This window comes from Sphingomonas sp. S2-65 (genome assembly GCF_021513175.1).
Taxonomy (GTDB): domain Bacteria; phylum Pseudomonadota; class Alphaproteobacteria; order Sphingomonadales; family Sphingomonadaceae; genus Sphingomonas.
Genome location: NZ_CP090953.1, coordinates 2788126 through 2814169 on the forward strand (window position 1 = coordinate 2788126; position 26044 = coordinate 2814169).

Here is a 26044-nt window from a genome sequence, read left to right on the forward strand (position 1 = left end):
CCCGTTCCAAGGGTGCTACATTGCACTTGCGTTACAGGCGTTTACCGCGACGGCGCCTGTCGCATGGGGGAACCATCTCGCCGCACTGCCGGTTTAACATGCCGCAGGAGAGAGAAACTCACATGGCTACACGTATCCGCGAACTCCGACCCGTGTCGGGTTCGCAATTCCTCACCGACAGCTTTCAACGCGGCCTCGCGCACTGGAATCGCGAGCGCCTCGAGCCAGGTTTCCCGAGCGACGACTGGCAGCGCACCTTCGACCGCGACCTGCGCATGCAGCGCCTGGAGGGCGCGTTCCTCGAGGAGCTGCGCGCCGAAGTCGCCGATGAGGCAGCGCAGGCGCCGACGGATGTCGAGGGTTTCATCGCCTGGTTCGAGAATTTGAAGCAAGTCGGCCCCGGCCAGGGCGACCCGCTGTTCCCCTGGCTCGCCGAGACCGCGAGCAAGGAGGAACTGCGCTGGTTCTTCGAGCAGGAAGCTGCCGGCGAAGCGGGTTTCGACGATCTCGTCGCGATGACCCAGGTCAAGCTGCCCACGCGCCCCAAGCTCGAACTCGCCCGCAACTATTGGGACGAGATGGGGCATGGCACCGAAAAGGGCATGCACGGCCCGATGCTCGACGCGCTGGTCGACACCCTCCAGGTCGATCCGGTGATCGAGAACACCGTGTGGGAAAGCCTGTCGCTCGCCAACGCGATGACGGCGATGGCCGCGAACCGCCGCTATGCCTGGCATTCGGTCGGCGCGCTCGGCGTCATCGAGCTTACCGCCCCGACTCGCGCCGCGCTGACAGCCGAAGGCCTCAAGCGCGTCGGCCTGACGCCCAAGGAAGCCCGCTACTTCACGCTCCACGCGGTGCTCGACATCAAGCATAGCGAGGACTGGAACCGCGAAGCGATCCGCCCCGCTGTCGAGGAGGATCCCCGCCGCGCCACCGCCATGGCCGAGGGCGCGCTGATCCGCCTCAAATGCGGCGAGCGCTGCTTCGAGGCGTACCGCAACCACCTCTGGGGCTGATCCGCGCTCACCCTCCCTCGCCTGCGGGGGAGGGGGCGGCTATCCCTCCTGCACCATAGCGGTTAGCATCGCGCGATGCTCAGCCTCGCCCTGCTCGCCGCCCTGCCGCTCGCCGACGAAGTTCCCATTGCCGCGCACCACGAAGGCCGCGTCACCGCCGATGGCCGGTTCGGCTGGCCCGGCGTTTATTTCGAGGGGCGGTTCGAGGGAGACGACGTCACCGTCGCGGTGGAAAGCGGCCACGATCATTTTCGCGTGCTGGTCGACGGCAAGGAGCGCGCGACGCTCACCAAACCCGGCACGGTTCGCTTCACGATCTCCGGCCTGAAGCCTGGCCCGCACCGCATCCGCCTGGAGAAGCTCACCGAAAGCCAGCAGGGCAGCTCGCGCTTCCTCGGCTTCTTCACCCACGGCCGCGCGCTGGCGGCGGAGGCACGTGCCCGCCAGGTCGAATTCATCGGCGACAGCTACACGGTAGGGTATGGCAATCTCTCCGCCGAACAGACCTGTACCGAGGAGCAGGTCCACGACCGCACCGATACGCAAGCGGCATTCGGCCCGGTCGTCGCCCGGCGCCTGAACGCCGACTACCGCGTCATCGCCTTTTCCGGGCGCGGCGTGGTTCGCAACTATAACGGCATCGTCCCGGGCGAAAGCCTGCCGGTGCTCTATCCTCGCGCCATCCCCGGCGAGCCTGCGGCTACGGCGCCCGACGCAGCATGGCGCCCCCAGACCATCGTCATCAACCTGGGCACCAACGACTTCTCGACACCGCTGCACCCCGGCGAGGCGTGGCAGGACGACGCCGCGCTCCACCAAGCCTATCGCGAGCGCTACGTCGCCTTCGTCAAGGAACTGCGCGCCAAGCAGCCTCAGGCACGCGTGATCCTGATGGCGCCGGAGCGCTTCTACGCCGATGTCGCCGCGGTCGCGAAGGCAACGGGGGCCACGCCGGTGAAGTTCGGCCCGCTGGAGTTGACCGGTTGCCATGGGCACCCTTCGCTGAAGGACGACCAAGCGATGGCCGACCTGCTGGAACAGGTGATCGGCGGGTAGCGATCGGGCCCATGCAGGTTCTCCGGCAGAGACTGGAGCCCGGCTACGGCGTCCCCGATAGACTAAGTCGTCATCCCGGCCTCGAGCCGGGATCCCGCTTCTTCTACCGGTCCCGAGGCAGCGGGACCCCGGCTCGGGGGCCGGGGTGACGGGGAGGGGATAGTCCGTCCCTCCTCCCCGCACACTTCCTACACCGCCTTCAGCGCTTCCTCGAAGTCGGCGATCAGGTCGTCGGCATCCTCGACGCCGATCGAGATCCGCACCAGATTGTCGGTGATCCCCAGCGCCTGCTTGCGCGCCTCGGGCACCGACAAGTGAGTCATCCCCGCCGGGTGGCTCGCCAGCGTCTCGGTGCCGCCCAGCGACACCGCCAGCTTGGCGATCTTGAGCGAATCCAGGAACGCGAACGCCTCGGTCTCGCCGCCCTTCAGGTAGAGCGAGAAGGTCGATCCGGCGCCGGTGCAGTGCCGGCGATAGATGTCGGCCTGGCGCGCATCGTCGCCGCGCTCCAGGAAGCCGAGATAGCCGACCTTCTCCACCTTGGGATGGCTGGCCAGGAACTCGCACACCTTGGCGGCATTCTCGCCCGCCCGGCTCATCCGCAGCTCCAGCGTCTCCAGGCTGCGCAGCAGCATCCAGGCGGTGTTGGGGTCGCAGATCGTGCCGATCGTGTTGCGCATCGAACGGATGGTGTTGATGTGCTCCTTGGAACCCAGCACGCCGCCCGCGACCAGATCCGAATGCCCGCCGGCATATTTGGTCAGCGAATAGACGACGATGTCCGCGCCCTGGTCGAGCGGCTTGGCCCAGAGCGGGCCGAGGAAGGTGTTGTCGATCGCGATCGGCGGCTTGTTGGCGCCGGTGAAGATCGCGTCGCGGCTCGCCGCCACGGCTTCGACGTCGACCAGCGCGTTGGTCGGGTTGGCCGGGCTTTCCAGGTAGATCAGCGCGACATTGCCGCTCGCCGCCTTGCTCAGCACCGCGTCGATCTCCGCGCGGGTAGCGCCCGCCGGGAAGTCGAGCCAGTGGATGCCGAACCGCCCCAGGATGCGCGCGATCAGCGTCTCGGTCGCGGCATAAAGCGGCCCGGAATGGACGATCGTGTCGCCCGGCTTCACCATCGACAGGAACAGCGTCGCGATCGCCGACATGCCGCTCGAAAAAGCCAGCGCGTCCTCGGCCTCTTCCCACAGCGCCAGGCGGTCCTCCAAGATCTCCTGGTTCGGCCCGTTGAAGCGCGAATAGACCAGCCCCTCGGCGCCGCCCGGACGCTTGCCGGTCACGCCTTCGAAGTGGCGCTTGCCCGCCGCGGCGTTGGGGAACACGAAGGTGGAGGTGAGGAAGATGGGCGGCTTGAGCGATCCTTCCGACAGCACCGGGTCATAGCCATGCCCCATCATCAGCGTCGACGGCTTGAGCTTGCGCCCGCCGACTTGCTCGACATTGGCCTTGGGCCGGCGCCGGGGGGTGCCGCCGGTCAGATCGGCTTCGGTTTCGTCGGTCATGATGGTCTCCGCAATTCTGGATAGTGACGTTTGTAACGACTGGCGGCGCTGTTTCTACCCACCGCCTCTCGCAGCGGCAGGGCGGCGCGGCGCGCGAGCGGCCGCATTGCTCCCCGGCGAAGGCCGGGCCCAGGTTCGGGATGCGTTTTGATGGCGGTCTGATCTCGCAACTGCATGGCAGCTGAGTCGCCTCCGCCGAGGAACCGGGCCGCCGCCTACGGCGCGGTTGCGGGCACTCAATTCAGCCCGATGATCGAAACCTGCCGCCCGTAATCGGGCTCGCCGCGGTGAGTCGCCCGGCGATAGCTGAAGAACCGGTCGGCATCGGCATAGGTGTCGAGCCCCAGCATCTCGACGGTCTTTACCCCCGCCGCGGCAAGCCGGTGCGCGACATAGGCTTCCAAATCGAACTGAAAGTGTCCCGCCTTGCCATCCGCGAAGAAGCGCTCGTTCTCCGGATCCGCTTCGGCAAAGCGGCGGAAGAACGCGCCATCCACTTCATAGCTGCCCCGGGCGATGCACGGGCCGACCGCTGCCACCACGCGCTCGCGCCGAGCGCCGAGCGCCTCCATCGCCGCCAGCGTCGAATCGGTGACTCCGCCGATCGCGCCCTTCCACCCGGCATGCGCGGCCCCGACCACGCCCGCTTGCGCATCGGCGAACAGCACCGGCGCGCAATCGGCGGTCAGGATGCCTAGTGCCAGCCCGGGCCGATCGGTCACCAGCGCGTCGGCGCGCGGGCGCAGCCGGTCCTCGAAAGGCGCCAGCACCGTCACGCAATCGCCCGAATGCACCTGGTACAGGGTCACCAGCCGCGCGCCCGGCAGCACCGCGTCGCATGCACGCCGCCTGTTCTCCTCGACCACCGCCGGATCGTCGTTGGACCCGACGCCGACGTTCAGCCCGGCATGCATTCCCTCCGATACGCCGCCGCGCCGCCCCAGAAAGCCATGCGCCACACCGTCCAGCGCCCGCGCGCGGATGACCTCGACACTCACAGGTCCAGGCTCATGATCCGGTCGTCGTCGACATGATCCCCGACGCGAAATTCATAGCTGCCGATCTCGCGGAAACCCTGGCGCTCGTAGAAGCGCCGGGCGCGATGATTGTCGACATAGACGCTCAGCACCATCCGTGCCGCGCCGCGGGAACGCGCCGATGTGACCGCCCAGTCGAGCAATGCCTGGGCCGCGCCCGTGCCCTTGCCGCGCTCGCGCAAGTACAGCTGGCGCAGTTCGACGCTCGGCGGCCCGGCCTCCACCGGCAGCGATACCGGCCCGATCTTGCAATAGCCCACCAGCCCCGCCTGGTCTTCGGCTAGCCGCGCGGCCACGCCCGGGCTGGCCAGCTCCTGCGTCCATGCCTGAAGCGTGAACCCGCCCAGGAACGTGGCAAGATCCTGGGGCTTGTAGAGGTTGCCGAAGGTCGCGACGAAACTCTCGCGGAACACCGCGTCGATCGCCGGAACGTCACCAGCATCGGCGTCACGATAGGCGATCATGCGAACCCCGCCGGCGTCGGCCATCCGGCGGCAGTCACCGCCATGACTTTGAACAGATCACCCATTGCGGCCTGCCCGATCAGCCGGTCGCGGTCCGCCGCCAGCTGCTCGGCGCGTTCGGGCGCGGCGCGCGCCAGCGCCTCGGTGCGCGTTCCGATGCCCAGCGCCGTCAGGAACGCGCCCTGCGTCACGGGCCCGTGCACCACCAGCCCTTCGGCCTCGGCCGCTTCCTTCAGCGTGCCGAAGTCGACATGCGCGGTCAGGTCGGCTTCTCCGGGCGCGTCGAACGGGTTGGCATATTGGTGACCCCGCACCGCCTGCAGCGTGTCGCCGATCGCCGGCCCTTGATAGCCATAGTCGATGATCAGCGCGGCGCCGCCCTGCTTCTCGAGCCGGGCGGCCAGTCCGCGCAGCACCGCGACGCTGGCCGGCGAGGTTTCCAGGATCGATCCAGGCGCTGCCTCGCGCAGCTGCTTGGGTATGATCATGTCGAAGCCGCGATCTCCCGCGACCGGCAGGAACAGCGTGTCCTGGCACGCCACCAGCCGCTCGCGCCAGCCTTCGCCCGTCGCCATCAGCTGGCGGATCGGCAATGCGTCGAAGAACTCGTTGGCGACGATCAGCAAGGGTCGGTCTTCGGGCACCCCCACCAGGTCCAGATGCCATTCGGCCTCGGGCACTCGCTCGGCCTGGGCGGCGCGCAGCGTCGGGCTGGTCTCGACGAAGTGCACCGGCGGCCGCATGCCGGCCTTGTTCATCACCCGCAACGCATCGGCGGCGAGAGTCCCGCGTCCAGGACCGAACTCGACATAGCGCGGGTTCTCGACACCGGCGCGCCCCGCCAGATCGGCCAGCCATGCGCCTACCAATTCCCCGAACATCTGGCTGATTTCGGGCGCGGTGGTGAAGTCGCCCCGCACACCCAGCGGATCGCGCGTGCCATAATAATGCGCGTTCGCCGCCGCCATGAACTGCGACAGCGGGATCGGTCCGCCCAGCGTGATGGCACGCGCCAGCCGCTCGGGCAGCAGCGGTTCGGGGGACGAGCTGGAGTCAGACATTCTCTACTCTTCCACTGTCACCCCGGCCTTGTGCCGGGGTCCACCGCACGGCAGCGGCTACATGAAAGGCCGGTAGCGCAGCCGCTGCGACACTGTGGGCCCGGCACAAAGCGGGGTAACGCCTCAACCTACGCGTTGAGGCAGTTACGCCACGCTCTCCGATCCCGCGATCGGCTCAACCCGCTGGCGCCGGCGCTTGGACGTGCCGATCAGGTACACGCCGCCGGCGATCATAGGGATGCACAGCCATTGGCCCATGTGCAGGCCGGTCTGCTCGACCAGCCACACCAGCTGCCGGTCGGGCTCGCGGAAGAACTCGACGAAGAAGCGGCACAGGCCATAGCCGAGCACGAAGATGCCGACGAGCTTGCCCGGTTGATACCGCGAATCGGTCCGCCAGAAGAAGAACCACAGCACCAGGAACAACAGGATGCCCTCGAGCCCGGCTTCATAAAGCTGGCTCGGATGCCGCGCCGGCTCGATCAGGCCCGGCTCCACCGTGTTGCGGAACACGATCGACCAGGGCAGGTCGGCGGGCTTGCCCCACAGCTCGCCGTTCACGAAATTCGCCAGCCGGCCGAAGAACAGCCCGAAGGGCACGCAGCACGCGACGTAATCATGGACGCGCAGCCAGTTGAGCCCGTGCCGCCGCGCCAGGATGATGATCGCCACCGTGGTGCCGATCACCCCGCCATGGAACGACATGCCGCCGTCCCACAGCTTGAGCACCTGCAACGGCTTGGTCAGCATGTCCGGTGCGTAGAAGACGACATAGCCCAGGCGCCCGCCCAGGATGATGCCCAGGGTCGCGTAGAACACCAGATCGTCGGCATGGCGCCGCGCCATCGGCGCACCTGGCTGGTCGAGCAGCTTGAGCAGATACCACCAGCCGATCAGGATGCCGGCGATATACGCCAGCGAATACCATTTGATCGTGAAGAAGCCGAGCGACAGCGCCACGGGATCGAGCCCCAGGTCCTGGAAGCGGATGTGGCTGCCGGCTGCGGCGGCAAGAATGGTTGAAAGCACGATCGTCGGTTCCCCGGCTATGGGTGTCGCGCAGCGATAGAGCAGGTGTGCGACAAACCCAAGGCCGAAGCGCTGGCCAGCGCACAGCTGCCGCGATACAGCGACCGCCATGGCTCCAGACCACGGCACCGCGGGGAGGATCGATCGGCGCACCTTGCTGATCGGCGGCGGCGTCGGCGCGGGGCTGCTGGTCGCCTGGGCCGCTTGGCCGCGCACCTATCTCCCCAATCTCACCGCGGCGCCCGGCGAGACGCTGTTCGGCGCCTGGATCAAGATCGGCACCGACGGCCATGTCACCGTCGCCGTCCCGCAGATGGAGGAAGGGCAGGGGGTCTATACCGCGCTGCCTCAGATCGTCGCCGACGAATTGGGCGCCGACTGGAAGATGGTGGGGGTGGAGCCGGCACCGCTGAACCCGCTTTATGCCAATCCGCTTGCCGCCGAGACGCTGTTCGAGGCCGCGTTGCAGCGCGTGCCGGAAAATCTGCGGCACGCCTACGTCACCCGCAACACGCTGATGCTCACCGGCGCCTCCACGTCGATCCGCAGCTTCGAGGATCAACTCCGCCAGGCCGGCGCCGCCGCCCGCGTGCTCCTGCAAAAGGCAGCCGCACGGCGCTGGGGCCTCCGCTGGGAGGATCTGACCACCGCGCGCGGGTTCGTCGTCAATGCCAACCAGAAGCTCGGTTTCGGTGCGCTGGCGGCCGAAGCGGCGGGGGAGAGCCTGCCGGACCCATTGCCGCTGCGCACCGGCGAGGATCGCCTGACCGGCCAAGCCGTGCCGCGGCTCGATGCCCCGCCAAAAGTTGACGGCTCCGCGCTGTTCGCCGCCGATATCCGCCTGCCCGACATGCTCCACGCCTCGATCCGGCAGGGTCCGACCGGGGACACGGCGCTGGTCCGGCTCGACCGCGCCGCCGCCGACCGCATCCCCGGCATGCGCGCGGTGGTCACCACCGAAAGCTGGGTGGCCGCGGTCGCCGATCATTGGTGGGCCGCCGACCGCGCGCTTGACGCGATGCGGCCGCGGTTTCGCTCGCCTTCTCAAGTGGTTAACAGCGACTCGATCGAAGACGCGCTGTCGTCGGCGTTGAACGGCGCCGGCACCCGCATCACCCAGACCGGCGACTTGTCCGCCGACTTCCGCGGCGCCCGTCTGGTCACCGCCGAATATCGCGCGGGCCTCGCGCTGCACGCGACGCTGGAGCCGATGAGCTGCACGGCGGCGTGGAAGGACGGCCGCCTCACTCTGTGGCTGGCGAGCCAGGCGCCGACTCTCGCCCGCGCGGCTGCGGCCCATGCTCTGGGGATCAACGAGAACGTCATCACCGTGCATCCGACGCTCGCCGGCGGCTCGTTTGGCGGCAAGCTGGAGACGCAGGTCGCCGCTCAGGCCGCCCGCATCGCCCAGCATCTCGGCCGGCCGGTGCAACTCACCTGGCCGCGCGGCGAGGACTTCCGGCACGACCGCTATCGCCCGGCGGCTGCGGGCCGCATGACCGCCAGGCTCGATGCTGCCAACCGCATCACCGGCTGGCTTGCCAAGATCGCCGCGCCGGAGACCAGCCGCGAACTGTCCGAGCGCCTGCTCGGTCACCAGCCCTTGGCCGCCGCGTCGCTGCGGCTGCACGGCGGCGATCCCGCCGCGGTCGCAGGCGCGGTACCGCCCTACGCGATCCCCAATCTCGCGGTGGATCACCACCCCGCCGACATCGGCGTGCCCACCGGCTATTGGCGCTCGGGCGCGCACAGCTACACCTGCTTTTTCACGGAAAGCTTCCTCGACGAACTCGCCCATGTCGCGCAGCAGGAGGCGGTGTCCTTCCGGATGGCTATGCTTGGTCAGCAACCTCGGCTCGCCCGGTGCCTGCAGATGGCGGCGCAGCTCGGCGGGTGGCAGGGCGGGCAGCCCGGCAGCGCACAGGGCATCGCCTGCCATAGTTTCCGGGGCTCGCACATCGCCGTGCTCGCCGAGGCGCATCTCACCAGCGGACGCGGCGTGAAGGTTGATCGCCTCGTGGCGGTGGTCGATTGCGGGCGCGTGATCAACCCGGACCTCGTCACGCAGCAGATCGAGGGCGGCCTGCTCTTCGGTCTCGCCGCCGCGACCGGCGGCTCGACGGGGTTCAGCGAGAATGTCGCCAATGTTCGGGAAATCTCGGAACTCGGCCTGCCCACGCTCGCTGACGCGCCTGAGATCACCGTCGAGATCGTACCCAGCGCCGAGGAACCCGGCGGTGTCAGCGAACTCGCCGTGCCTCCGGTCGCGCCGGCGATCGCCAATGCCTTGCAAGCCGCCGCCGGCGTGCGGTTCCGTCGCCTACCTCTGCTATCGGACCTTGAATGAACCCGCCCGCCGATCATCCTCCGATCCCCGCTGCGCGCATCGGCGTGCTGCTGGTCAATCTGGGTACCCCCGACGCGCCCGACGCACGTTCGGTCCGCCGCTATCTCGGCGAGTTCCTTTCGGACCCCCGTGTCGTCGAGATACCGCAGATCCTCTGGCAGCCGATCCTGCGCGGCATCATCCTCACGACGCGTCCTAAGAAATCCGCGCACGCTTATTCGCAAGTATGGAGCGAGCAGGGCTCTCCGCTTGCCGCTATCACTCGGGAAAAGGCGCAGGCGCTGAAGGGCGCGTTCGGCGATCATGTCGTGGTCGATTATGCCATGCGCTACGGCAATCCCGCGCTCATCGAGCGCCTGGATGCCCTCAAGGCACAAGGATGTGAACGCATCCTCCTCGCGCCGCTATATCCTCAATATTGTGCGGCGACGACCGCCACGGCCAACGACATGGCCTTTGCCGGGCTCGCGAGGATGCGCTGGCAGCCCGCATTGCGCACGCTGCCGCCCTATTATGACGATCCCGCCTATATCGAAGCGCTTCGTGGGTCGGTGGAGGAAGCTCTCGCCCGCCTCGATTTCACGCCGGACGCCATCCTGGCCAGCTTCCACGGCATGCCCGAGCGGACCCTCCACCTGGGCGATCCCTATCACTGCCACTGCCGCAAGACCGGGCGCCTCCTTTCGGAAGCGCTGGGCCGCGAACTGCTCGTCACCTTTCAGTCTCGCTTCGGTCGCGCCAAATGGCTCGAGCCGGCCACCGACACCGTCCTCGCGGGACTACCTGCAAAGGGCGTGAAGCGAATCGCGATCGTCGCTCCGGGCTTCTCGGCAGACTGCGTCGAAACCCTCGAGGAACTCTCGATCCGCGGCCGCGAAACCTTCGAACAGGCAGGCGGCACCGACTTTGCCTATCTCCCCTGCCTCAACGCCAGCGACCGCGGCATCGATATGCTGAAGATAATCTTGCGTCGGGAACTTGCAGGCTGGGTCTAGGCTGCCCTAGCGTCAAAGAAAATCGGGAGGAGAGGGTTTATGGCACGGGTAGCGATCGTAACCGGCGGCACGCGTGGTATCGGCGAAGCGATCAGCCTGGCGCTGAAGGATCTGGGCATCACCGTCGCGGCGAATTACGCCGGCAACGTCGAGAGAGCGCATGCCTTTACCGAACGGACCGGCATTCAGGCCTTTCAGTGGGACGTGGGTGACTTCGACGCCTGCGCCGCGGGGGTCGCTCAGGTCGAGACCGAGCTGGGTCCGGTGGACATCGTCGTCAACAATGCCGGCGTGACGCGTGACGGAACCATCCTCAAGATGTCGCGCGACATGTGGGAAGACGTGATCCGTATCAATTTGGGCGGTTGCTTCAACATGGCCCATGCGGTGTTCCCGGGCATGCGAACCCGCAAATGGGGGCGGATCGTCAATATTGGCTCGATCAACGGCCAGGCCGGACAATACGGGCAGGTCAATTACGCCGCCGCGAAGTCGGGCATTCACGGCTTCACCAAGGCGCTCGCACAAGAGGGCGCGCGTGTGGGCGTCACCGTGAACGCCATCGCTCCTGGGTATATCGACACCGACATGGTGGCGGCCGTGCCCGCGGATGTGCTGGAGAAAATCGTCGCCAAGATCCCCGTCGGCCGGCTCGGTCAGGCGAGCGAGATCGCCCGGGGCGTTGCGTTCCTATGCTCCGACGAAGCAGGCTTCGTCACAGGCTCGACCCTGTCGATCAACGGTGGCCAGCACATGTACTAAGGACATCGGTGGCCGAGCGCTGCCGGCTCAAAAAATGAAAAAGGAGCCGGTTCCGTGGAACCGGCTCCCGACCCCTCGATACGCTACGCGAGGGAAACTGTACGACACTACAATGCACGAAACTTACATAAGTTGCATTGACCCAAGCCTGAACGTCTCGTTGTGCGCGGTTCATGTTCCAGGGATGGCCGATCGGACGTAACCGGCTATGAAAGCGATCGATGCGTCGCGTTCTCCCGCTTGTGGCTGTTAGCCTTCTGCTTACTCAGACGAGTTCCACTGCGACGATCCGCCGGGTGCTAGGCAATCGCCCGAACATGGCCGCGCATCGCGTTGTGCTTGACCCCGAAAACGCCGGCTTGACTCAGGTCGGAGCGCTCACTTGGCTCGGCGGTGTCCGGCTGACCAGCGAGGATCGTGCTTTTGGCGGGTTCTCCGCCATGCTGGTCGAGGGAGATCGCTTCACCTTGCTCAGCGACTACGGCAACGTCGTCCGCTTCCGCATGGGCGCCGACTGGCAGCCGCGCGACGTGGCGTTCGGCGACCTGCCAGGGGGGCCTGAGACCGGCTGGGCAAAATATGAGCGCGATGCCGAATCGATCACGATCGATCCGGTAAGCGGCCAGACATGGGTCGGCTTCGAATGGGCGAATGCTATCTGGCGCTTTGACCGGGCACTGAGCCGGCCGGAAGCGCATGCGGCGCCCGCAGCGATGCGCCGATGGCCGAGCGGCGGCGGGCCTGAGGCGATGTTGCGGCTGCGGGACAGCAGCTTCCTGGTCCTCAGCGAAGACGGGCGCCCCAGGGGCGACGCCAAGTCCCCTGCTCGGCTGGGGCTGCACTTCCCCGGCGATCCGACCGATCCCAGGCAGAAGCCTGCGCCGTTTCTCTACGTGCCGCCTGCAGACTATGATCCGGTGGACATGGCCCAGCTGCCCGATGGCCGCGTCCTAGTGCTGAACCGGCGCTTCTCTATCCCCGACCTGTTCACTGCCAAGCTGACGCTGATCGACCCACGCGGCCTGCAGCCGAACCAAGTTCTGCGCGGGCGCCAACTTGCGACGCTCGCCCCGCCTTTGCTTCACGACAATTACGAAGCGCTCGCCGTCGTTCGTGAGGGCAGGGACACGATCGTCTGGATCGCGTCGGACGACAATAACGAGGTGTGGGAGCAGTCGCTCCTGCTCAAGTTCAGGCTGAGACTGGCTGACTAGCCATCAACACAAAACACCCCGCGCTCCTTGTGAGAGCCCAGGGTGGCGTAAACACCTACGCCCCCGCAATGCAGGGGCGCAAGATCCAGGATGGAAAGCAGGACGCCGCAGGGGCGTCCCTGCCGATCAGGCGGCGGCTTCCACGGCGCCAGTTGCTGCCTTGCGCACTTCGCGCTTCAGGCGACGCGCGCGCAGCGACAGATCGTCGTCGCTGGTCTTGAGCAGCCAATTGTCCAGGCCACCATTATGCTCAACCGAACGCAGGCCGTGCGTCGACACGCGCAGGCGGATGCTGCGGCCCAGTGCGTCCGAGAGCAGCGTCACGTTCTGCAGGTTGGGCAGGAAGGTACGCTTGGTCTTGTTGTTGGCGTGGGAGACGTTGTGTCCCACCTGCCGGCCCTTGCCGGTCAGCTCGCAAATGCGCGACATCGCTTCAGATCCTGAGTTGCGGCCTAAGCCGGAAAGGTGGCGCCAGTACCGGCAAAGCGAATCCGCGTCAACCGATTCGCCGTCCTGCGGCGGCCTTGCGAGCCGTTAGCGTGCTCGCTCAGCGTCAAATTAAGGGTGCGAAGCCTTGCAGGCAACCGCAGGCGCGATGACGCGTTGGTTTCGCAATCGTTTCGATAGGGAGCCTGAACCATGCGCCTGATCCTTGTCCTGCTTGGGCTCGCCGCCCTTGTCGTCGTCGGCCTTCTGGCTACCGGTATGATCAGCCTGGATGCCTATGGCGGTCGCCTGCCCACCGTGTCGGCCGAGACTGGCAAGGTCAGCGTTGGCAACACCAACAAGACAGTCGAGATGCCGACCGTGGAGATGCGCGACACCACCGTCACCCTGCCGACCATCGAAGTGCAGAAGGCGCCGGGGTCTTCCGCAACGCCGACTCCCGCCCCGGCGCGATGAGGCGCACGTCTCCGGGCCAGATTGCGGCTGCGGCGCTGTTGCCGCCGCTGGGCGTGTATCTTGTCCGCGGCGGGGGGCGCGACTTCGCGGTGGCGTGCGGCCTGACGCTGCTCGGCTATCTTCCAGGGGTCGCGTTCGCGCTCTGGACAGTGGCGCGGAACGACAGGGTTCAGCCCGCCAGCGCCTGAAACGTGACGCGAGGGCCTATCCGCGATAGGCCCTCGCCATGTTCCCCTTGCCCGAACCGATGCGTGCCGCCCTCCAGGCTGCCGCGGATGCGGCCGCAGCGCAGGAAGTGCCGGTCGGCGCGGCAATCGTGCGGGCGGGCGAGATCCTCGCCGTAGCTGCGAACGCTCCCCGCACGCTCCGCGACCCTACGGCCCATGCCGAAATACTCGCGATTCGCGAAGCATCGCGCCTCCTCGGCCGCGACCGCCTGGAAGATTGCGACTTGTGGGTGACGCTCGAGCCTTGCGCGATGTGCGCTGGGGCCATTGCCCACGCTCGTATTGCGCGCTTGTACTGGGGCGCGAGCGACCCGAAGGGTGGGGCGGTCGAGCACGGGCCACGGTTCTTCTCCCAGCCGACCTGCCACCACCGTCCCGAACTCTACGCCGGTATTGGCGAAGCCGAAGCAGGCGGGCTGCTGAAAACCTTCTTTCAGGCCCGCCGCTAAGGTTTGCCCGTTACCCCAGATCTCCCTGCGTAACCGGCACCAGCTTGATCTCGACGCGACGATTGGCGGCCTTGCCATCCTCGGTCGCATTGTCCGCGATCGGCTGAGACTCGCCGAATCCCCGCGTCGCGAGGCGAGCCGTTTCGACGCCGTGCCCCGACAGATAGTCTGCCACGGCAGTTGCGCGCCGTTCGGAAAGGTCGAGATTGTAGGCGTCGCTGCCAGTGGAATCGGTGTGCCCGTACACGTCGACATAGGTCTGACGGTATTCCCGCAGCACGTCGGCAACCTGATCCAGCGTCGAACGGAACTGCGGCTGTATTGCCGCCTGGTTCGTGGCGAAGGTGATTCCCGACGGCATGTTCAGAACCAGGTCGTTGCCCTGGCGAATCACCTGGACGTCCGTCCCGGCGGTGCGGCGCCGCAACTCCTGCTCCTGACGATCCATATAGGCGCCGATCCCCGCTCCGGCGAGCGCACCGATGCCGGCGCCCAGGATCTTCTCCGTTCGATCGCGCCGCCCGCCGACGAGATCTCCGAGGAGATACCCGCCTATCGCGCCCACGCCGCCGCCGATGGCGGAGCGCGCAACCCGCCGCTCACCCGTCACCGGATCGGTGACGCATCCCGCCGTCAGCGTCGACGCTGCGAGTCCTGCGATCAGCCAAGCCTTGCGTACCATGTGTTTCCTCCTTTTCTCGGGCGTTCCGCTCGCTCCGAGTGCCTTGCTGCTCGCTGAACCAGCCTGGCCACGGGCTTGTTCCAGCTGCGCAACCAGCGTGTGCGCACTAGCGGTTGTGAACCGTGCGTCTCTGCCTGTATGGGACGAACCTCACCATGAACGCTCCCTTTCCCTGGATCGACGTCGCGATCATCCTCGTGCTGATCGCCGTGAACGGCCTCTTTTCGATGTCGGAGCTGGCGATCGTTTCCGCTCGCCCGGCTCGCCTGGAGGGCATGGCGCGCACCAGCCGAGGGGCGGCGACGGCAATCCGGCTCGCTTCGGACCCGGGCAAGTTCCTCTCCACCGTTCAGATCGGGATCACCCTGATCGGGATCGTCGCGGGCGCATATTCCGGTTCCAGCCTGGGCACGCCGGTAGCGCAGCGGCTCCAGGGGCTGTTCGGCCTGGAGGCGGAGACGGCGCAGACTGCCGGCATCGCTTTGGTGATCGCCGTCACCACTTATGCGTCGCTGATCGTCGGAGAGCTGGTTCCCAAGCAGTTCGCGCTCCGATCGCCTGAGCCCATTGCCGCGTTCATGGCGCTGCCGATGCTCTGGCTGAGCCGCATCACCGCGCCGGTGGTCTGGCTGCTGGATCGATCGAGCGCGCTCGTCTTCCGCATCATCGGCCTCAATCGCGAATCGGAAAACCGGGTCACCGCCGAGGAGCTTCACCTGCTCGTCGCCGAAGCCTCCAAGTCGGGCGTGATCGAGGAGCATGAGCGTTCCATCATCTCGGGCGTCGTGCGCCTGGCCGACCGCCCGGTCCGCGAGGTGATGACTCCGCGCACCGATGTCGACTGGCTTGACGTTGCTCTTGACGCTGCGGGCATCCGCGAGGCGCTGCTCCAGACGCCCCACACCCGCCTGCCCGTAGCGGAAGGCTCGATCGATTCGGTGATCGGCGTAGTCCAGGCCCGCGACATCGCCGCCGCACTGTTTCGCGGCGAGGAGCTGGACTTGCGTCGACTGATGCGACCGGCGCCGGTGCTGCCCGACCAGGTCGATGCGATGGACGCTCTCGGCGCGCTGCGCCGTGCCGAAGTTCCGATGGGTCTGGTGCATGACGAATATGGGCATTTCGAGGGAATCGTCACTCCCGCCAACCTGCTCGCCGCCATCGCCGGCGAGTTCGCGTCCGACGCCGAGCCGGGTGAAAATCCGAACCTGATCGTGCGCGAGGACGGTTCGTACCTGGTGTCGGGTCAGATGCCCGCGGATGCGCTCGCCGACCGGATCGGCCTCGAACTCCCCGAGGACCGCGACTATGCGACGGTCGCCGGCCTGGCCCTGGCCGTCCTCAAGCACCTCCCGAACGAAGGCGAGAGCTTCGTCGAGCAGGGCTGGATCTTCGAAATCGTCGACATGGATGGGCGCAAGATCGACAAGCTGCTGGTGCGCCAGCAGGGCTGAGGCCCGAATGCTCCCGGCTGGTTAATCTCAGAGGCGTCCGAACTGCGCCTCGTAACCGGCAGTGTCGCCGTCAGCCAAAAGCCTGGCCTGCTCGATCCACCGGTCGCGTTGCAGCCGCCCCTGGAAACTGCCCAGTTGCCCGTCCAGCGTTGCCGCATCCTGCGGGCTCAATGCCGCCAGCTGGGCGAATCGCGTGATGCCGAGGCTGTTCAACCGGTCGGCCAATTTGGGGCCGACACCCTTCATCCGTGTGAAATCGTCCGCCTGTTCATCCGCCGTCGGCGCAGGCGCGGATGCGGCCACGCTGGCGGGCGAGGCATCCATCGGTCCCGCCGCGGCGATCGCCTCATCGGCAAAAGGCGCAGGATCATGCACCGCATCAGCGGCCGGAGGGCTGGCCGGCAACTCGGCGTCCGCGATCGGTGGAGGGGAAGGGGCAACTGCCGGCTGCGCGCTTACCACAGGATCTGCGGCAGGCGCGGCAGTGCCGGCGTAATGCACCTCGCCGCGCTCCTCCAGTTCCTGGCGGCCCTGCCGGCGTCGCGTCGCCAGCCGCGCGCCCCACCACAGGATCAGCAGTGCCGCCACGACGCCCAGCGCGATCAGCACGAACGGCAGCGTAAGCCAGTCTTCGCCGGCGTTCAGGATCGAAGCCGGGGTCGGCGAGCCCATTTGATCGTTCACGCGCACTCTCCAGGGTTCAAGAAATTCCGTAGCGTCACAACTTCATAACGTCCGAAAAGAGCCCGTCTACCGCTCCATTCTCGAGCATGCGCGGCACTAGTCCTGCCGGGGCGGAACTACCGTCACCCGAGCGCGTACTCAGTCCGCGGGGCGGGTTGCTAGGGAGATTTGTATGAAGGCCCTTTTGGCTGCGGCGGGAGCCGCAATGTTGCTCGCCGGGTGTTCGTCCACCACCGAAGCAGACGCGCCGATGGCTTCGGCCGATCCGATGTCCCCGCTGAGCGCACCGGGCTATATGGCCATGGCCGCGAGTAGCGACATGTTCGAAATCGAATCGAGCCGTCTCGCGCTGCAGCGCTCGCGCAACCCGCAGGTGCGCCAGTTCGCGCAGATGATGATCGACCATCACACCCGCACCACCGCCGACCTGATGGCGGTCGCGCGTCAGACCGGCATGAACCCGCCCCCGCCGCAGATGCTGCCGCCGCAGATGGACGCCATGGCGCGTCTCCAGGCAGCCGGCCCGATGGACTTCGACGCCGCCTACAAGCGTGAGCAGATTGCTGCGCACCAGCAGGCGCTGATGCTCCACCAGAATTACGCGGCTCAAGGTGACATGGAGCCGTTCCGCATGGCCGCGTCGCGCACCGTGCCGATCATCCAGAGCCATCTCGACCAGGCCTATACCCTGCCCGAATACGCGCCGGCTCCCGCGCCGATGCCGGCACCGGCTGGCACCGGTGAGCGGGGCCGTTAAGAGTCACGCATGACCAACTTGACCTTTGCGCGCGCTCGGCCCGTCGGCCGGGTGCGCGCACCTTTGCTGGCGCTGATGCTCGCCGCCGCGCTGCCGCTGTCGCCAAGCCCGGCGGCGGCACAGACCTCGCCCGCGCTGATCGACGCGATCGAAGGTGCCGACGCGTCCTCGCGCGAGATCCGCGCCTTTTACCGCAGCCGCGCCTTCGAGCCGTTGTGGATCCGCGACGGCATGATCGGCCCCGAGGCCGCGACGCTGCTGACGCTGATCGAGACCGCCGAACTCGACGGACTGAACCCCGACAACTATCGCCCCAATACGCTCGCCAAGGCGCTCGACCGCGCGCTCGATGGATCGCCGCGTGACCTGGCCAAGGCCGAGATGCTGTTGTCGCGCGCTTTCGTGGCGCTGGCCCGCGACATGCAGCGGCCGCGCGAGGTCGGCATGCTCTACAACGACGCCGAGCTTGCGGCCCGCCGGATGGAAGCCGACGCGCTGCTGAACCAGGCCGTGCTCGCGCCTTCGCTGCGCCAGCACCTCGAAACGATCGGGTGGATGAACCCGGTCTATGCGCGTCTGCGCAACGCCGCCGCGGCCGAGTATAGCGGCGACTCGCCCGAGGCCGATCTGCGTCTGGTCCGGCTCAACCTCGACCGCGCCCGCGCGCTCCCTACGGATATGGGACGGCGTTACGTTCTCGTTGACGCCGCGGCAGCACGCTTGTGGATGTATGAGGATGGCCGCGTCGCCGGCTCCATGAAGGTGGTGGTCGGCCGCCCGGACCAGCAGACGCCGATGATGGCGGCACTGATCCGCTATGCAAGCGTCAACCCGTATTGGAACGTGCCGCCAGACCTGGTGGCCGAGCGGATCGCTCCCAACGTCCTGCAGGAGGGTGCGCCCTACCTGAAGACCAAGGGCTATCAGGTGCTGTCCGACTGGTCGGACGATGCCAAGGTCGTGCCTGCAGACCAGGTCGACTGGAACGCCGCGGCCAGCAGCGCCGTCCAGCTGCGCGTGCGCCAGCTGCCGGGGCCGAGCAATGCGATGGGCCGAGTGAAGTTCATGTTTCCGAACAAGCTTGGCATCTACCTGCACGACACGCCGCAAAAGACGCTGCTGAAGGAAGAGACCCGGATGTTCAGCGCCGGCTGCGTCCGCCTGGAAGACGCGCCCCGCCTGGCGCGCTGGCTGTTCGGCAAGCCGGTTCCCATGGGGACCGGCAAGCCCGAGCGCCGCGTCGACTTGCCCGAACCGGTGCCGGTCTACATCACCTACCTGACCACCGGGGTCGAGGGTGGCCGCCTGGTCCTGCGCGAGGACGTCTACAACCGCGACGGCGTACAGCTCGCCAGCCGCTGATCGAGTTCCTCCCTCGCCGCCGCGAGGGAGGAACTGCTCACACCCTAGGCCTTTTTGCGCGCCACTTCGCGCCAGCCGATGTCGCGGCGGCAGAAGCCGGTCGGGAAATCCAGTGCGTCCACTGCGCGATACGCCGCGGCCTGGGCTTCGCCGACGCTGGCGCCGGTCGCAGTCACGTTGAGCACGCGTCCGCCGCTCGCCACCAGCTGGCCGCCTTCCATCCGCGTACCCGCCTGGAAGACCCGCGCGCCCGTCGCCTCGGCCTCGGCGATGCCGTTGATGGCACCACCGGCCTCCGCCGTGCCTGGATAGCCGTTCGCCGCCATCACCACGGTGAGCGCCGTGGCGTCGGCGAAGCGCGGGGCAGGGCGGCTGCCCAGCTCACCCTTGGCTGCGGCGATCATCAGGCCGAGCAGATCATCCTCCAGCCTCATCATCAGCACCTGGCACTCGGGGTCGCCGAAGCGGACATTGTACTCGATCAACTTGGGGCCCTGCTTCGTCAGCATCAGGCCGGCATAGAGCACGCCGCAATAAGGCGATCCCATCCGCGCCAGCGCCTCCACCGTGGGCCGCACGATCTCGTCGATCGCCTGTTGCTCCAGCGCCGGCGTCAGCACCGGGGCAGGGCTATATGCGCCCATGCCGCCGGTATTGGGCCCGGTGTCGCCGTCGCCGACGCGCTTGTGGTCCTGCGCCGATCCGAACGGCATCAGGTGCGTGCCGTCGGTCAGCACGAACAGGCTCGCCTCTTCGCCCTCCAGGAACTCTTCGATCACCGCGCTGCCGCCGGGCACCGCAAAGATGCCGCGCACCGCGTCCTCTGCTTCGTCGCGACTGAACGCCACGGTCACGCCCTTGCCGGCTGCCAGGCCATCGGCCTTGATCACCACCGGCAGCGGGAAATCCTCCAGGCTGGCGAGCGCCCCATCGCGCGACTGCACCCGCACATAGCCCGCGGTCGGGATCTTCTCGCGCTTGCACAGATCCTTGGTGAAGCCCTTCGACCCTTCCAGCTGCGCGGCCGCCCGGCTCGGCCCGAACACGCCGATGCCCATGGTGCGCAGATTGTCGGCCAGCCCGTCGACCAGCGGCGCTTCCGGCCCGATCACCACGAAGCCGATCGAGTTGCGCAGGCAGAAATCGATCACCGCGCGCTGATCGCCGACCGCGACATCGGCCAGCGATGCGTGCTGCGCTATTCCCGGATTGCCCGGCGCGGCGTATAGCTTCTCCAGGAGCGGCGACTGTGCCAGCTTCCAAGCGAGCGCATGTTCGCGGCCCCCCGATCCCAATAGCAGGACGTTCATGCCCGACCCCTTTGTTGATACTTCGTTCGGGCGGCTCGTAGCCGAGCCGGTCGCCGGGGACAACGCGCCCGCCATGAGCGTGTCCGAACTCTCGCAGCGGCTCAAGCGCGTGGTCGAGGGAGAGTTCGGCCATGTCCGCCTGCGCGGCGAGATTTCGGGGTGGAAGCGTGCCGCCTCGGGCCACGCCTATCTTTGCCTGAAGGACGCCGACGCGGTGATCGACGGGGTGATGTGGCGCGGCGCCGTCGCCACCATCCCGTTCGCCGCACAGGACGGGCTGGAGGTGGTCGCGACCGGCAAGCTCACCACCTATCCGGGCCGCTCCAAATATCAGGTCGTGATCGAGCGCATGGAGCTCGCCGGCGAGGGCGCGCTGATGGCGCTGTTCGAAAAGCTCAAGGCCAAGCTGGCCGGCGAGGGGCTGTTCGACGCCAAGACCAAGAAGCCGCTACCCTACATGCCACGTACCATTGGCGTGGTGACATCCCCCACTGGCGCGGTGATCCGCGACATCCTCCACCGCCTCGCCGATCGCTTCCCCAGTCATGTGCTGGTCTGGCCGGTGAAGGTACAGGGCGAGGGCGCCGCCGCGGAAGTCGCACGCGCCGTCCGCGGCTTCGACGCGATGCCCGCCGATGGACCGGTGCGTCGCCCCGACCTGCTGATCGTCGCGCGTGGCGGCGGCTCGATCGAGGACCTGTGGGCGTTTAACGAGGAAGTGGTGGTGCGCGCGGTCGCGGACTGCACGATCCCCGTCATTTCGGCGGTCGGGCATGAAACCGACACGAGCCTTTGCGATTTCGCCGCCGATCTGCGCGCGCCCACGCCGACCGCGGCGGCCGAAATGGCGGTGCCGGTGCTCGCCGACGTCCGGCACACTGTCGCCACCCTCGCGCATCGTACGGACCGATGCGTCCGCCGCTATCACGAGCGCGCTGCCGAACGCCTTGCGGCATTGGTGCGGGTGCTGCCGCGGCGGGACGCGTTGCTGGGGCCCCAGCGCCAGCGCATGGACGATCTCGGCGCGCGCCTGGACCGCGCGCTCGAGCGCCGCGTCACCGTGGCACGCTCGCAGCTCGATCGTTCGGCGGGAGCGCTTCGCCCGGCGATGCTCGACCAGCGCCTGCGCGCAGCGAGCGAGCGCCTGACCGGCATTGCCCGCCACCTCGCGCTCGTCCATCCCAACCGGCCGCTGGAAAAAGGCTATGCCTGGGTGGAAGCGCGCGGCAGCGGCAAGGTGATCGGCACCGCCGAAGGTGCCCGCGCGGCACAGGCCGTGACGCTCCACTTCCAGGATGGTCCGGTCGAGGCGCGGGTTGAGCGCAGCGGCGGCAAATCCTACACCGCGCCCAAGCCCGAGCAGCCAAGTCTGCTGTAGATCGAACGGAGCCCCGCATGCTGATGTCCAATGCTTCGCGCGCCGCGCGCCTCCATTATCTCGCCAACAGCTTCCGCGTGCTGTCCCCCGGGGACCATGTCCCGTGCGCAGTGAGCGGCGAGCGGATCCCGCTCGACGAGCTCCGCTACTGGAGCGTCGAGCACCAGCAGGCCTATGCCGACGCGCAGCACGCGGCCAAGGCGCTGGCCCAGGGATGATCCTTCGCCTCGCGGCGCTTTCCGCCCTCGTTCTCGCGCCTGCGCTGCCTTCCGTGGTCGCCAGCGCCCGCGCGCCCAGCGCTTTCGGTCTGTCGCTGCCGCTTACCCAGGGCGCGCTGGCGATCGGCACCGCGCCCCCCGGTACCGTGCAACTGACACTCGACGGCACGCCTGTCGCGTTCGCCGAGGATCGCCGGTTCCTGGTCGCGTTCGACCGGGATGCCGGTCCTGTCGCGGTCCTTTCCGCCCGGCTCGGTGACGGCCGAGAGATCAGGGAGCAACTGCAGGTCGCGCCACGCGCCTGGAACCTGTCGCGGTTGGACCGGCTGCCGAAATACCCCGTTCCCCAGCCCGAATTCGAGCGCGTTCGCCCTTCCGAGCTCGCGCGTATCCAGGCAGCTCGCGCGCTCCAGACCAATGCGCAGGGCTGGCGTCAGCCCTTTTCGTGGCCCACCACCGGCCGCATCTCCACCCTGTTCGGGTCGCAGCGCATCTATGCGGGTGAGCCGGGTGCCTTTCACTCGGGCATCGACATCGCCCGCGCGACCGGCACGCCGGTTCTCGCCCCCGCCGACGGCGTGGTGATCCTGGCCGCCGACCAGCCCTTCACGCTGGAAGGCCATTTGCTGATGATCGACCACGGCATGGGTCTCAACAGCGCCCTCCTCCATTTGTCGCGGATCGACGTGAAGCCGGGCGACCAGGTGCGCCGCGGCCAGCCGATCGGCGCCGTGGGGCGATCCGGCCGCGCGACCGGGCCTCATCTTCATTGGGGCTTGCGATGGCACGATGCCCGCATCGATCCGCTGCTGGTGGCGGGGTCGATGCCTGCCCAATAACCGGGCACCCTCTCGCCGCGTTGTATGATTGGTAAGCGCTGCACTCGGTTCGGCGCAGCAAAGCTGCTCAAACTGTGGCGTTTGGGATACAGAGTGCGAGTGTTATAGGTCGTATAGACACAAGGGTGCTTTACAGCGCCGATACATCGCTTCATCCGGTTCCCAATGCTTTGCGGACGCTGCCTAAAGGTGCGGCGTGCGAAGCGGGGAGACTTTCCGGCAGCCTCAGGCGCCGGTTGGAAACTAAAGAGGGATAAGATGAACCAAACTCAAATCACGCACGGCTTGCGCTGCGGTACGGCGCTTTCCGCGCTGGTGCTCGCGACCGCATTGTCCGTCAGCCCTGCCTTCGCGCAGGACACCACCACCACCGCAGAACCGCAGACCACGGTGGCCCCCCTTGAGGCGGTGCAGGACCAAGCGGCCGAGACCGGCAACGAAGTCGTCGTCACGGGCACGCTGATCCGCAACCCGAACCTCACCTCATCCAGCCCGGTCAACGTGATCGGCCAGGAAGAACTGACGCTGCGTCAAAGCAACGTGGCCGAAGAGGTGCTGCGTTCGCTGCCGGGCGTGGTTCCGAGCATCGGTTCGTCGGTGAACAACGGCAATGGCGGCTCGTCGTTCGTCGATCTTCGCGGCCTTGGCCCTCAGCGCAACCTGGTGCTGCTCAACGGCTCGCGCCTGGTGCCGGCCGACTTCAACGGCCAGGTCAACCTGAACGTCATCCCGCTCGCACTGCTCGAGCGCGTCGACGTGCTGACCGGCGGCGCCACCACCACTTATGGTGCCGACGCGGTGTCGGGCGTGGTCAACTTCATCACCCGCAAGGACTTCTCCGGCGTCGAGCTCAACGCCTCCGAGCAGATCACCGAGCGTGGTGACGGCAACGTCTTCCGCGCTGATTTGACCATGGGCGCCAACCTGGAAGACGGCCGCGGCAATGTGACCGTGAGCCTGGGCTATCAGAAGGCGAAGCCGGTCTACCAGGGCGACCGCGACATCTCGATCTTCCAGGTCGACTCGGTCAGCGGCGATCAGGCCGGTTCGGGCACCACCGTGCCGATCCGCATGAACCTGGGCAACGGCCTGGGCACCCGCCAGCTCGATCCGGCGACCGGGGCGCTGGTTCCGACCTACGCGTTCTTCAACTTCAACCCGTACAACGTCTTCCAGACCCCGTTCGAGCGCTACAGCCTGTTCGTGAACGGCCGCTACGAGCTCGCCGACGGCATCGAAGCGTATAGCGAAGGCCTGTTCTCGAAGACCAAGGTCTCGACCGTGATCGCGCCGTCGGGCACGTTCGGTCTGACCTTCGCCATCCCCTTCAGCAACCCGTATCTGCCGACCGCGATCCGCAACGAAGCGCTTGCGCAGCGTGCGGCGCAGTGCGCCGGCACGGGCGTGAACTGCGCCCCGGTCACTGCGACCGATACCTTCTCGGCCGCGCTGTCGCGTCGTTTCGTGGAAGGCGGCTCGCGTATCTCCGAATACACGACCCAGCTGTTCCAGGGTCGCGTCGGTGTGCGTGGCGACCTGAGCGAGCATCTCAGCTTCGACGTGTCGGGCAGCTATGGTGAGAGCGAGAACACCTCGCGCAGCACCGGCCAGGGCCTGGCATCGCGGGTTCAGGCGGCACTGCTCGCCAGCAACACCACGAGCTGCTTCAACGGCGATCCGGCCTGCGTTCCGCTCAACCTGTTCGGCGCTGCCGGCTCGATCACGCCCGCGCAGTTCGCGTACCTGAACATCCCGACCACCTCGGCGACCAAGACCTCGCTGGGTGCAGCGCGGGCGGTTCTGTCGGGCGACTTCGGCCTGGTCAGCCCGGGTGCGACCGACGCCGTCGGCTTTGCCGTCGGTGCCGAATATCGCCGCTACACCGCGGAGAGCACGTCCGACCTGTCGAGCCAGACCCCGGACGAAGTGCTGGGCGCCGGCGCGGCGAACCCGGACTCGCGCGGCGAGTATAACGTCAAGGAAGCTTTCGCCGAATTGATCGCCCCGCTGATCCAGAACCGGCCGTTCTTCCACAACCTGACCCTGGAACTGGGCGCACGCTATTCGGACTATTCGACGGCGGGCACCAACTGGACCTGGAAGGCTGGCGGTAACTGGGAGCCCACGGACTGGCTCAAGGTCCGCGGCAACTACCAGAAGGCGGCACGTGCGCCCAACATCAGCGAGCTGTTCAGCCCGCAGATCACCGGCCTCGACAACTTCGCCAGCGACCCCTGCCAGGGCTCCGCGCCGACGACCAACGCCCAGCTCCGCGCGATCTGTATCGCCCAGGGCGCACCGGCATCGTCGATCGGCAACATCGAGGCGGAACCTTCGGCCCAGCCGAACAACCGCAGCGGCGGCAACCTGAACCTGGGCGTGGAAAAGGCGACGACCTGGACCGCGGGCCTCGTCATCAATCCCGACTTCGTGCCGGGCCTGACGATCAGCGCCGATTACTACAACATCAAGGTCGACGACGCGATCAGCCAGCCGTCGTTCGGCGATGCGCTGAACGCCTGCTTCCTCGAAGCGAACAACCCAGGTCTCAGCGCCACCAACCCGGCCTGCACCGCGATCCGGCGCAATCCGGCCACGGGTGGCCTGTTCGGTACGGCCGCAGCCTTTGTGCCGCTGCCCTACTCGAACTCGGGCCGCATCCGCACCGACGGTGTCGACCTGACGGTCAACTATCGCCGCGATATCGGCTTCGCGAAGCTCGACCTCAACTTCTCGGGCAACTGGACCAACTCGTCGCGCTTCCAGGCGACCCCGGCGTCGGTCGAGCGTGAATGCGTCGGCTATTACAGCAACAGCTGCGGTAGCCCGGGTGCCGGCATCAACTTCCGGGGTTCGATCCAGCCGAAGTGGAGCTTCAACCAGCGCACCACGCTGGGCTTCGGCGGCATCGATCTCTCGCTGCTGTGGCGCTATGTCGACAAGATGGACTATGAGCCGCTTGCCGTTCAGGAGCTGCTTGGCGACAACAACGCCGACACCGATCCGCCCGCGGAGCAGTTCCGCCACATCAAGGCGGCGCACTATTTCGATCTGGCGACTCGCTTCGCGGCGACCGACAATTTCGATCTGACCGTGACTGTCACGAACCTGTTCGACCGTGATCCGCCGCTCGTCGGCAACACCATCGGCTCGACCTCGTTCAACAGCGGCAACACCTATCCGTCGACCTACGACGCGCTGGGCCGCCGCTTCGCGTTCGGTGCGAAGCTGAAGTTCTGATCGGGCTTTAAAGCCCAAACGAAGAGGGGCGGACCGCAAGGTCCGCCCCTTT

General features: G+C 67.2%; 25 protein-coding genes. 16 read left to right on the forward strand and 9 right to left on the reverse strand.

Annotated features, from left to right (window positions below):
- The first annotated feature begins 122 nt into the window (after window positions 1-122).
- Both LZ586_RS13135 and LZ586_RS13140 read left to right on the forward strand, forming a co-directional pair.
- Window positions 123-1019: an iron-containing redox enzyme family protein gene (locus LZ586_RS13135; protein WP_235076733.1), complete on the forward strand. Its 897-nt coding sequence runs from the start codon at window positions 123-125 to the stop codon at window positions 1017-1019.
- Window positions 1020-1094: 75 nt separating this feature from the next.
- Window positions 1095-2075 carry an SGNH/GDSL hydrolase family protein gene (locus tag LZ586_RS13140; protein ID WP_235076734.1) on the forward strand — a complete coding sequence of 327 codons (981 nt, stop codon included), beginning with the start codon at window positions 1095-1097 and terminating at the stop codon, window positions 2073-2075.
- A 188-nt stretch (window positions 2076-2263) separates the two neighbouring features.
- Here LZ586_RS13140 and LZ586_RS13145 read toward each other — a convergent pair whose 3' ends face one another.
- From LZ586_RS13145 to lgt, 5 genes are all read right to left on the reverse strand, one after another.
- Window positions 2264-3580: a cystathionine gamma-synthase family protein gene (locus LZ586_RS13145; protein ID WP_235076735.1), complete on the reverse strand. Its 1317-nt coding sequence runs from the start codon at window positions 3578-3580 to the stop codon at window positions 2264-2266.
- Between the two features lie 236 nt (window positions 3581-3816).
- On the reverse strand, window positions 3817-4578 hold the full coding sequence (gene pgeF / locus LZ586_RS13150; protein WP_235076736.1) for a peptidoglycan editing factor PgeF: 762 nt from the start codon (window positions 4576-4578) through the stop codon (window positions 3817-3819).
- Window positions 4575-5081: a GNAT family N-acetyltransferase gene (locus LZ586_RS13155; RefSeq protein ID WP_235076737.1), complete on the reverse strand. Its 507-nt coding sequence runs from the start codon at window positions 5079-5081 to the stop codon at window positions 4575-4577. Before LZ586_RS13155 ends, pgeF begins: the two co-directional genes overlap by 4 nt.
- On the reverse strand, window positions 5078-6142 hold the full coding sequence (locus tag LZ586_RS13160; protein WP_235076738.1) for a class I SAM-dependent methyltransferase: 1065 nt from the start codon (window positions 6140-6142) through the stop codon (window positions 5078-5080). Before LZ586_RS13160 ends, LZ586_RS13155 begins: the two co-directional genes overlap by 4 nt.
- Before the next feature lie 144 nt (window positions 6143-6286).
- Window positions 6287-7171, reverse strand: a complete 885-nt coding sequence (gene lgt, locus LZ586_RS13165; RefSeq protein ID WP_235079811.1) for a prolipoprotein diacylglyceryl transferase — start codon at window positions 7169-7171, stop codon at window positions 6287-6289.
- Window positions 7172-7280: 109 nt separating this feature from the next.
- Here lgt and LZ586_RS13170 point away from each other — a divergent pair, with 109 nt between their 5' ends.
- The 4 genes from LZ586_RS13170 to LZ586_RS13185 all read left to right on the forward strand — a co-directional run bounded on the left by LZ586_RS13170 (window position 7281) and on the right by LZ586_RS13185 (window position 12489).
- Window positions 7281-9518 (forward strand): xanthine dehydrogenase family protein molybdopterin-binding subunit, encoded by a 2238-nt coding sequence (locus LZ586_RS13170; protein WP_235076739.1) that lies wholly within the window; start codon window positions 7281-7283, stop codon window positions 9516-9518.
- On the forward strand, window positions 9515-10513 hold the full coding sequence (hemH, locus tag LZ586_RS13175; protein WP_235076740.1) for a ferrochelatase: 999 nt from the start codon (window positions 9515-9517) through the stop codon (window positions 10511-10513). Before LZ586_RS13170 ends, hemH begins: the two co-directional genes overlap by 4 nt.
- 39 nt (window positions 10514-10552) lie before the next feature.
- Window positions 10553-11275, forward strand: coding sequence for an acetoacetyl-CoA reductase (gene phbB, locus LZ586_RS13180; protein ID WP_235076741.1), 723 nt, complete (start codon window positions 10553-10555; stop codon window positions 11273-11275).
- A 242-nt stretch (window positions 11276-11517) separates the two neighbouring features.
- On the forward strand, window positions 11518-12489 hold the full coding sequence (locus LZ586_RS13185) for an esterase-like activity of phytase family protein (protein ID WP_235076742.1): 972 nt from the start codon (window positions 11518-11520) through the stop codon (window positions 12487-12489).
- A gap of 126 nt (window positions 12490-12615) precedes the next feature.
- Here the strand turns inward: LZ586_RS13185 and rpmB are convergent, their stop codons facing one another.
- Window positions 12616-12918: a 50S ribosomal protein L28 gene (gene rpmB / locus LZ586_RS13190; RefSeq protein ID WP_235076743.1), complete on the reverse strand. Its 303-nt coding sequence runs from the start codon at window positions 12916-12918 to the stop codon at window positions 12616-12618.
- A gap of 210 nt (window positions 12919-13128) precedes the next feature.
- On the opposite strand from rpmB, the gene LZ586_RS13195 reads away from it, so the two are divergent.
- From LZ586_RS13195 to LZ586_RS13205, 3 genes are read left to right on the forward strand one after another with little or no spacing between them, the layout of a single operon-like run.
- Window positions 13129-13392 carry a hypothetical protein gene (locus tag LZ586_RS13195; RefSeq protein WP_235076744.1) on the forward strand — a complete coding sequence of 88 codons (264 nt, stop codon included), beginning with the start codon at window positions 13129-13131 and terminating at the stop codon, window positions 13390-13392.
- Complete coding sequence (locus LZ586_RS13200; protein WP_235076745.1) at window positions 13389-13580, forward strand: YqaE/Pmp3 family membrane protein; 192 nt, start codon at window positions 13389-13391, stop codon at window positions 13578-13580. The genes LZ586_RS13195 and LZ586_RS13200 overlap by 4 nt, the downstream gene beginning before the upstream one ends.
- A 59-nt stretch (window positions 13581-13639) precedes the next feature.
- On the forward strand, window positions 13640-14068 hold the full coding sequence (locus tag LZ586_RS13205; protein WP_235079812.1) for a nucleoside deaminase: 429 nt from the start codon (window positions 13640-13642) through the stop codon (window positions 14066-14068).
- Between the two features lie 10 nt (window positions 14069-14078).
- Here LZ586_RS13205 and LZ586_RS13210 read toward each other — a convergent pair whose 3' ends face one another.
- A complete protein-coding gene (locus LZ586_RS13210) occupies window positions 14079-14750 on the reverse strand; it encodes an OmpA family protein (protein ID WP_235076746.1) in 672 nt (223 codons plus the stop codon).
- 155 nt (window positions 14751-14905) lie between these two features.
- On the opposite strand from LZ586_RS13210, the gene LZ586_RS13215 reads away from it, so the two are divergent.
- Complete coding sequence (locus LZ586_RS13215; RefSeq protein ID WP_235076747.1) at window positions 14906-16204, forward strand: hemolysin family protein; 1299 nt, start codon at window positions 14906-14908, stop codon at window positions 16202-16204.
- 27 nt (window positions 16205-16231) lie between these two features.
- Here the strand turns inward: LZ586_RS13215 and LZ586_RS13220 are convergent, their stop codons facing one another.
- A complete protein-coding gene (locus tag LZ586_RS13220; protein WP_235076748.1) occupies window positions 16232-16888 on the reverse strand; it encodes a hypothetical protein in 657 nt (218 codons plus the stop codon).
- A gap of 172 nt (window positions 16889-17060) precedes the next feature.
- On the opposite strand from LZ586_RS13220, the gene LZ586_RS13225 reads away from it, so the two are divergent.
- Together LZ586_RS13225 and LZ586_RS13230 are read left to right on the forward strand one after the other, a co-directional pair.
- Window positions 17061-17645, forward strand: a complete 585-nt coding sequence (locus LZ586_RS13225; protein WP_235076749.1) for a DUF4142 domain-containing protein — start codon at window positions 17061-17063, stop codon at window positions 17643-17645.
- A gap of 9 nt (window positions 17646-17654) precedes the next feature.
- The gene (locus LZ586_RS13230; protein ID WP_235076750.1) at window positions 17655-19007 is read left to right on the forward strand and encodes a L,D-transpeptidase family protein; all 1353 of its coding nucleotides are present in this window, start codon (window positions 17655-17657) and stop codon (window positions 19005-19007) included.
- Window positions 19008-19051: 44 nt separating this feature from the next.
- Here LZ586_RS13230 and purD read toward each other — a convergent pair whose 3' ends face one another.
- Window positions 19052-20317, reverse strand: a complete 1266-nt coding sequence (purD, locus tag LZ586_RS13235) for a phosphoribosylamine--glycine ligase (RefSeq protein ID WP_235076751.1) — start codon at window positions 20315-20317, stop codon at window positions 19052-19054.
- Between purD and xseA the strand changes: the two genes are divergently transcribed.
- The 4 genes from xseA (at window position 20316) to LZ586_RS13255 (ending at window position 25992) form a co-directional block, all read left to right on the forward strand.
- The gene (gene xseA / locus LZ586_RS13240; protein WP_235076752.1) at window positions 20316-21695 is read left to right on the forward strand and encodes an exodeoxyribonuclease VII large subunit; all 1380 of its coding nucleotides are present in this window, start codon (window positions 20316-20318) and stop codon (window positions 21693-21695) included. The genes purD and xseA overlap by 2 nt on opposite strands.
- Window positions 21696-21712: 17 nt before the next feature.
- Complete coding sequence (locus tag LZ586_RS13245) at window positions 21713-21913, forward strand: DUF2093 domain-containing protein (protein WP_235076753.1); 201 nt, start codon at window positions 21713-21715, stop codon at window positions 21911-21913.
- Window positions 21910-22752, forward strand: a complete 843-nt coding sequence (locus tag LZ586_RS13250) for a M23 family metallopeptidase (protein WP_235076754.1) — start codon at window positions 21910-21912, stop codon at window positions 22750-22752. Before LZ586_RS13245 ends, LZ586_RS13250 begins: the two co-directional genes overlap by 4 nt.
- 258 nt (window positions 22753-23010) lie before the next feature.
- The gene (locus LZ586_RS13255) at window positions 23011-25992 is read left to right on the forward strand and encodes a TonB-dependent receptor domain-containing protein (protein ID WP_235076755.1); all 2982 of its coding nucleotides are present in this window, start codon (window positions 23011-23013) and stop codon (window positions 25990-25992) included.
- Window positions 25993-26044: the final 52 nt, after the last annotated feature.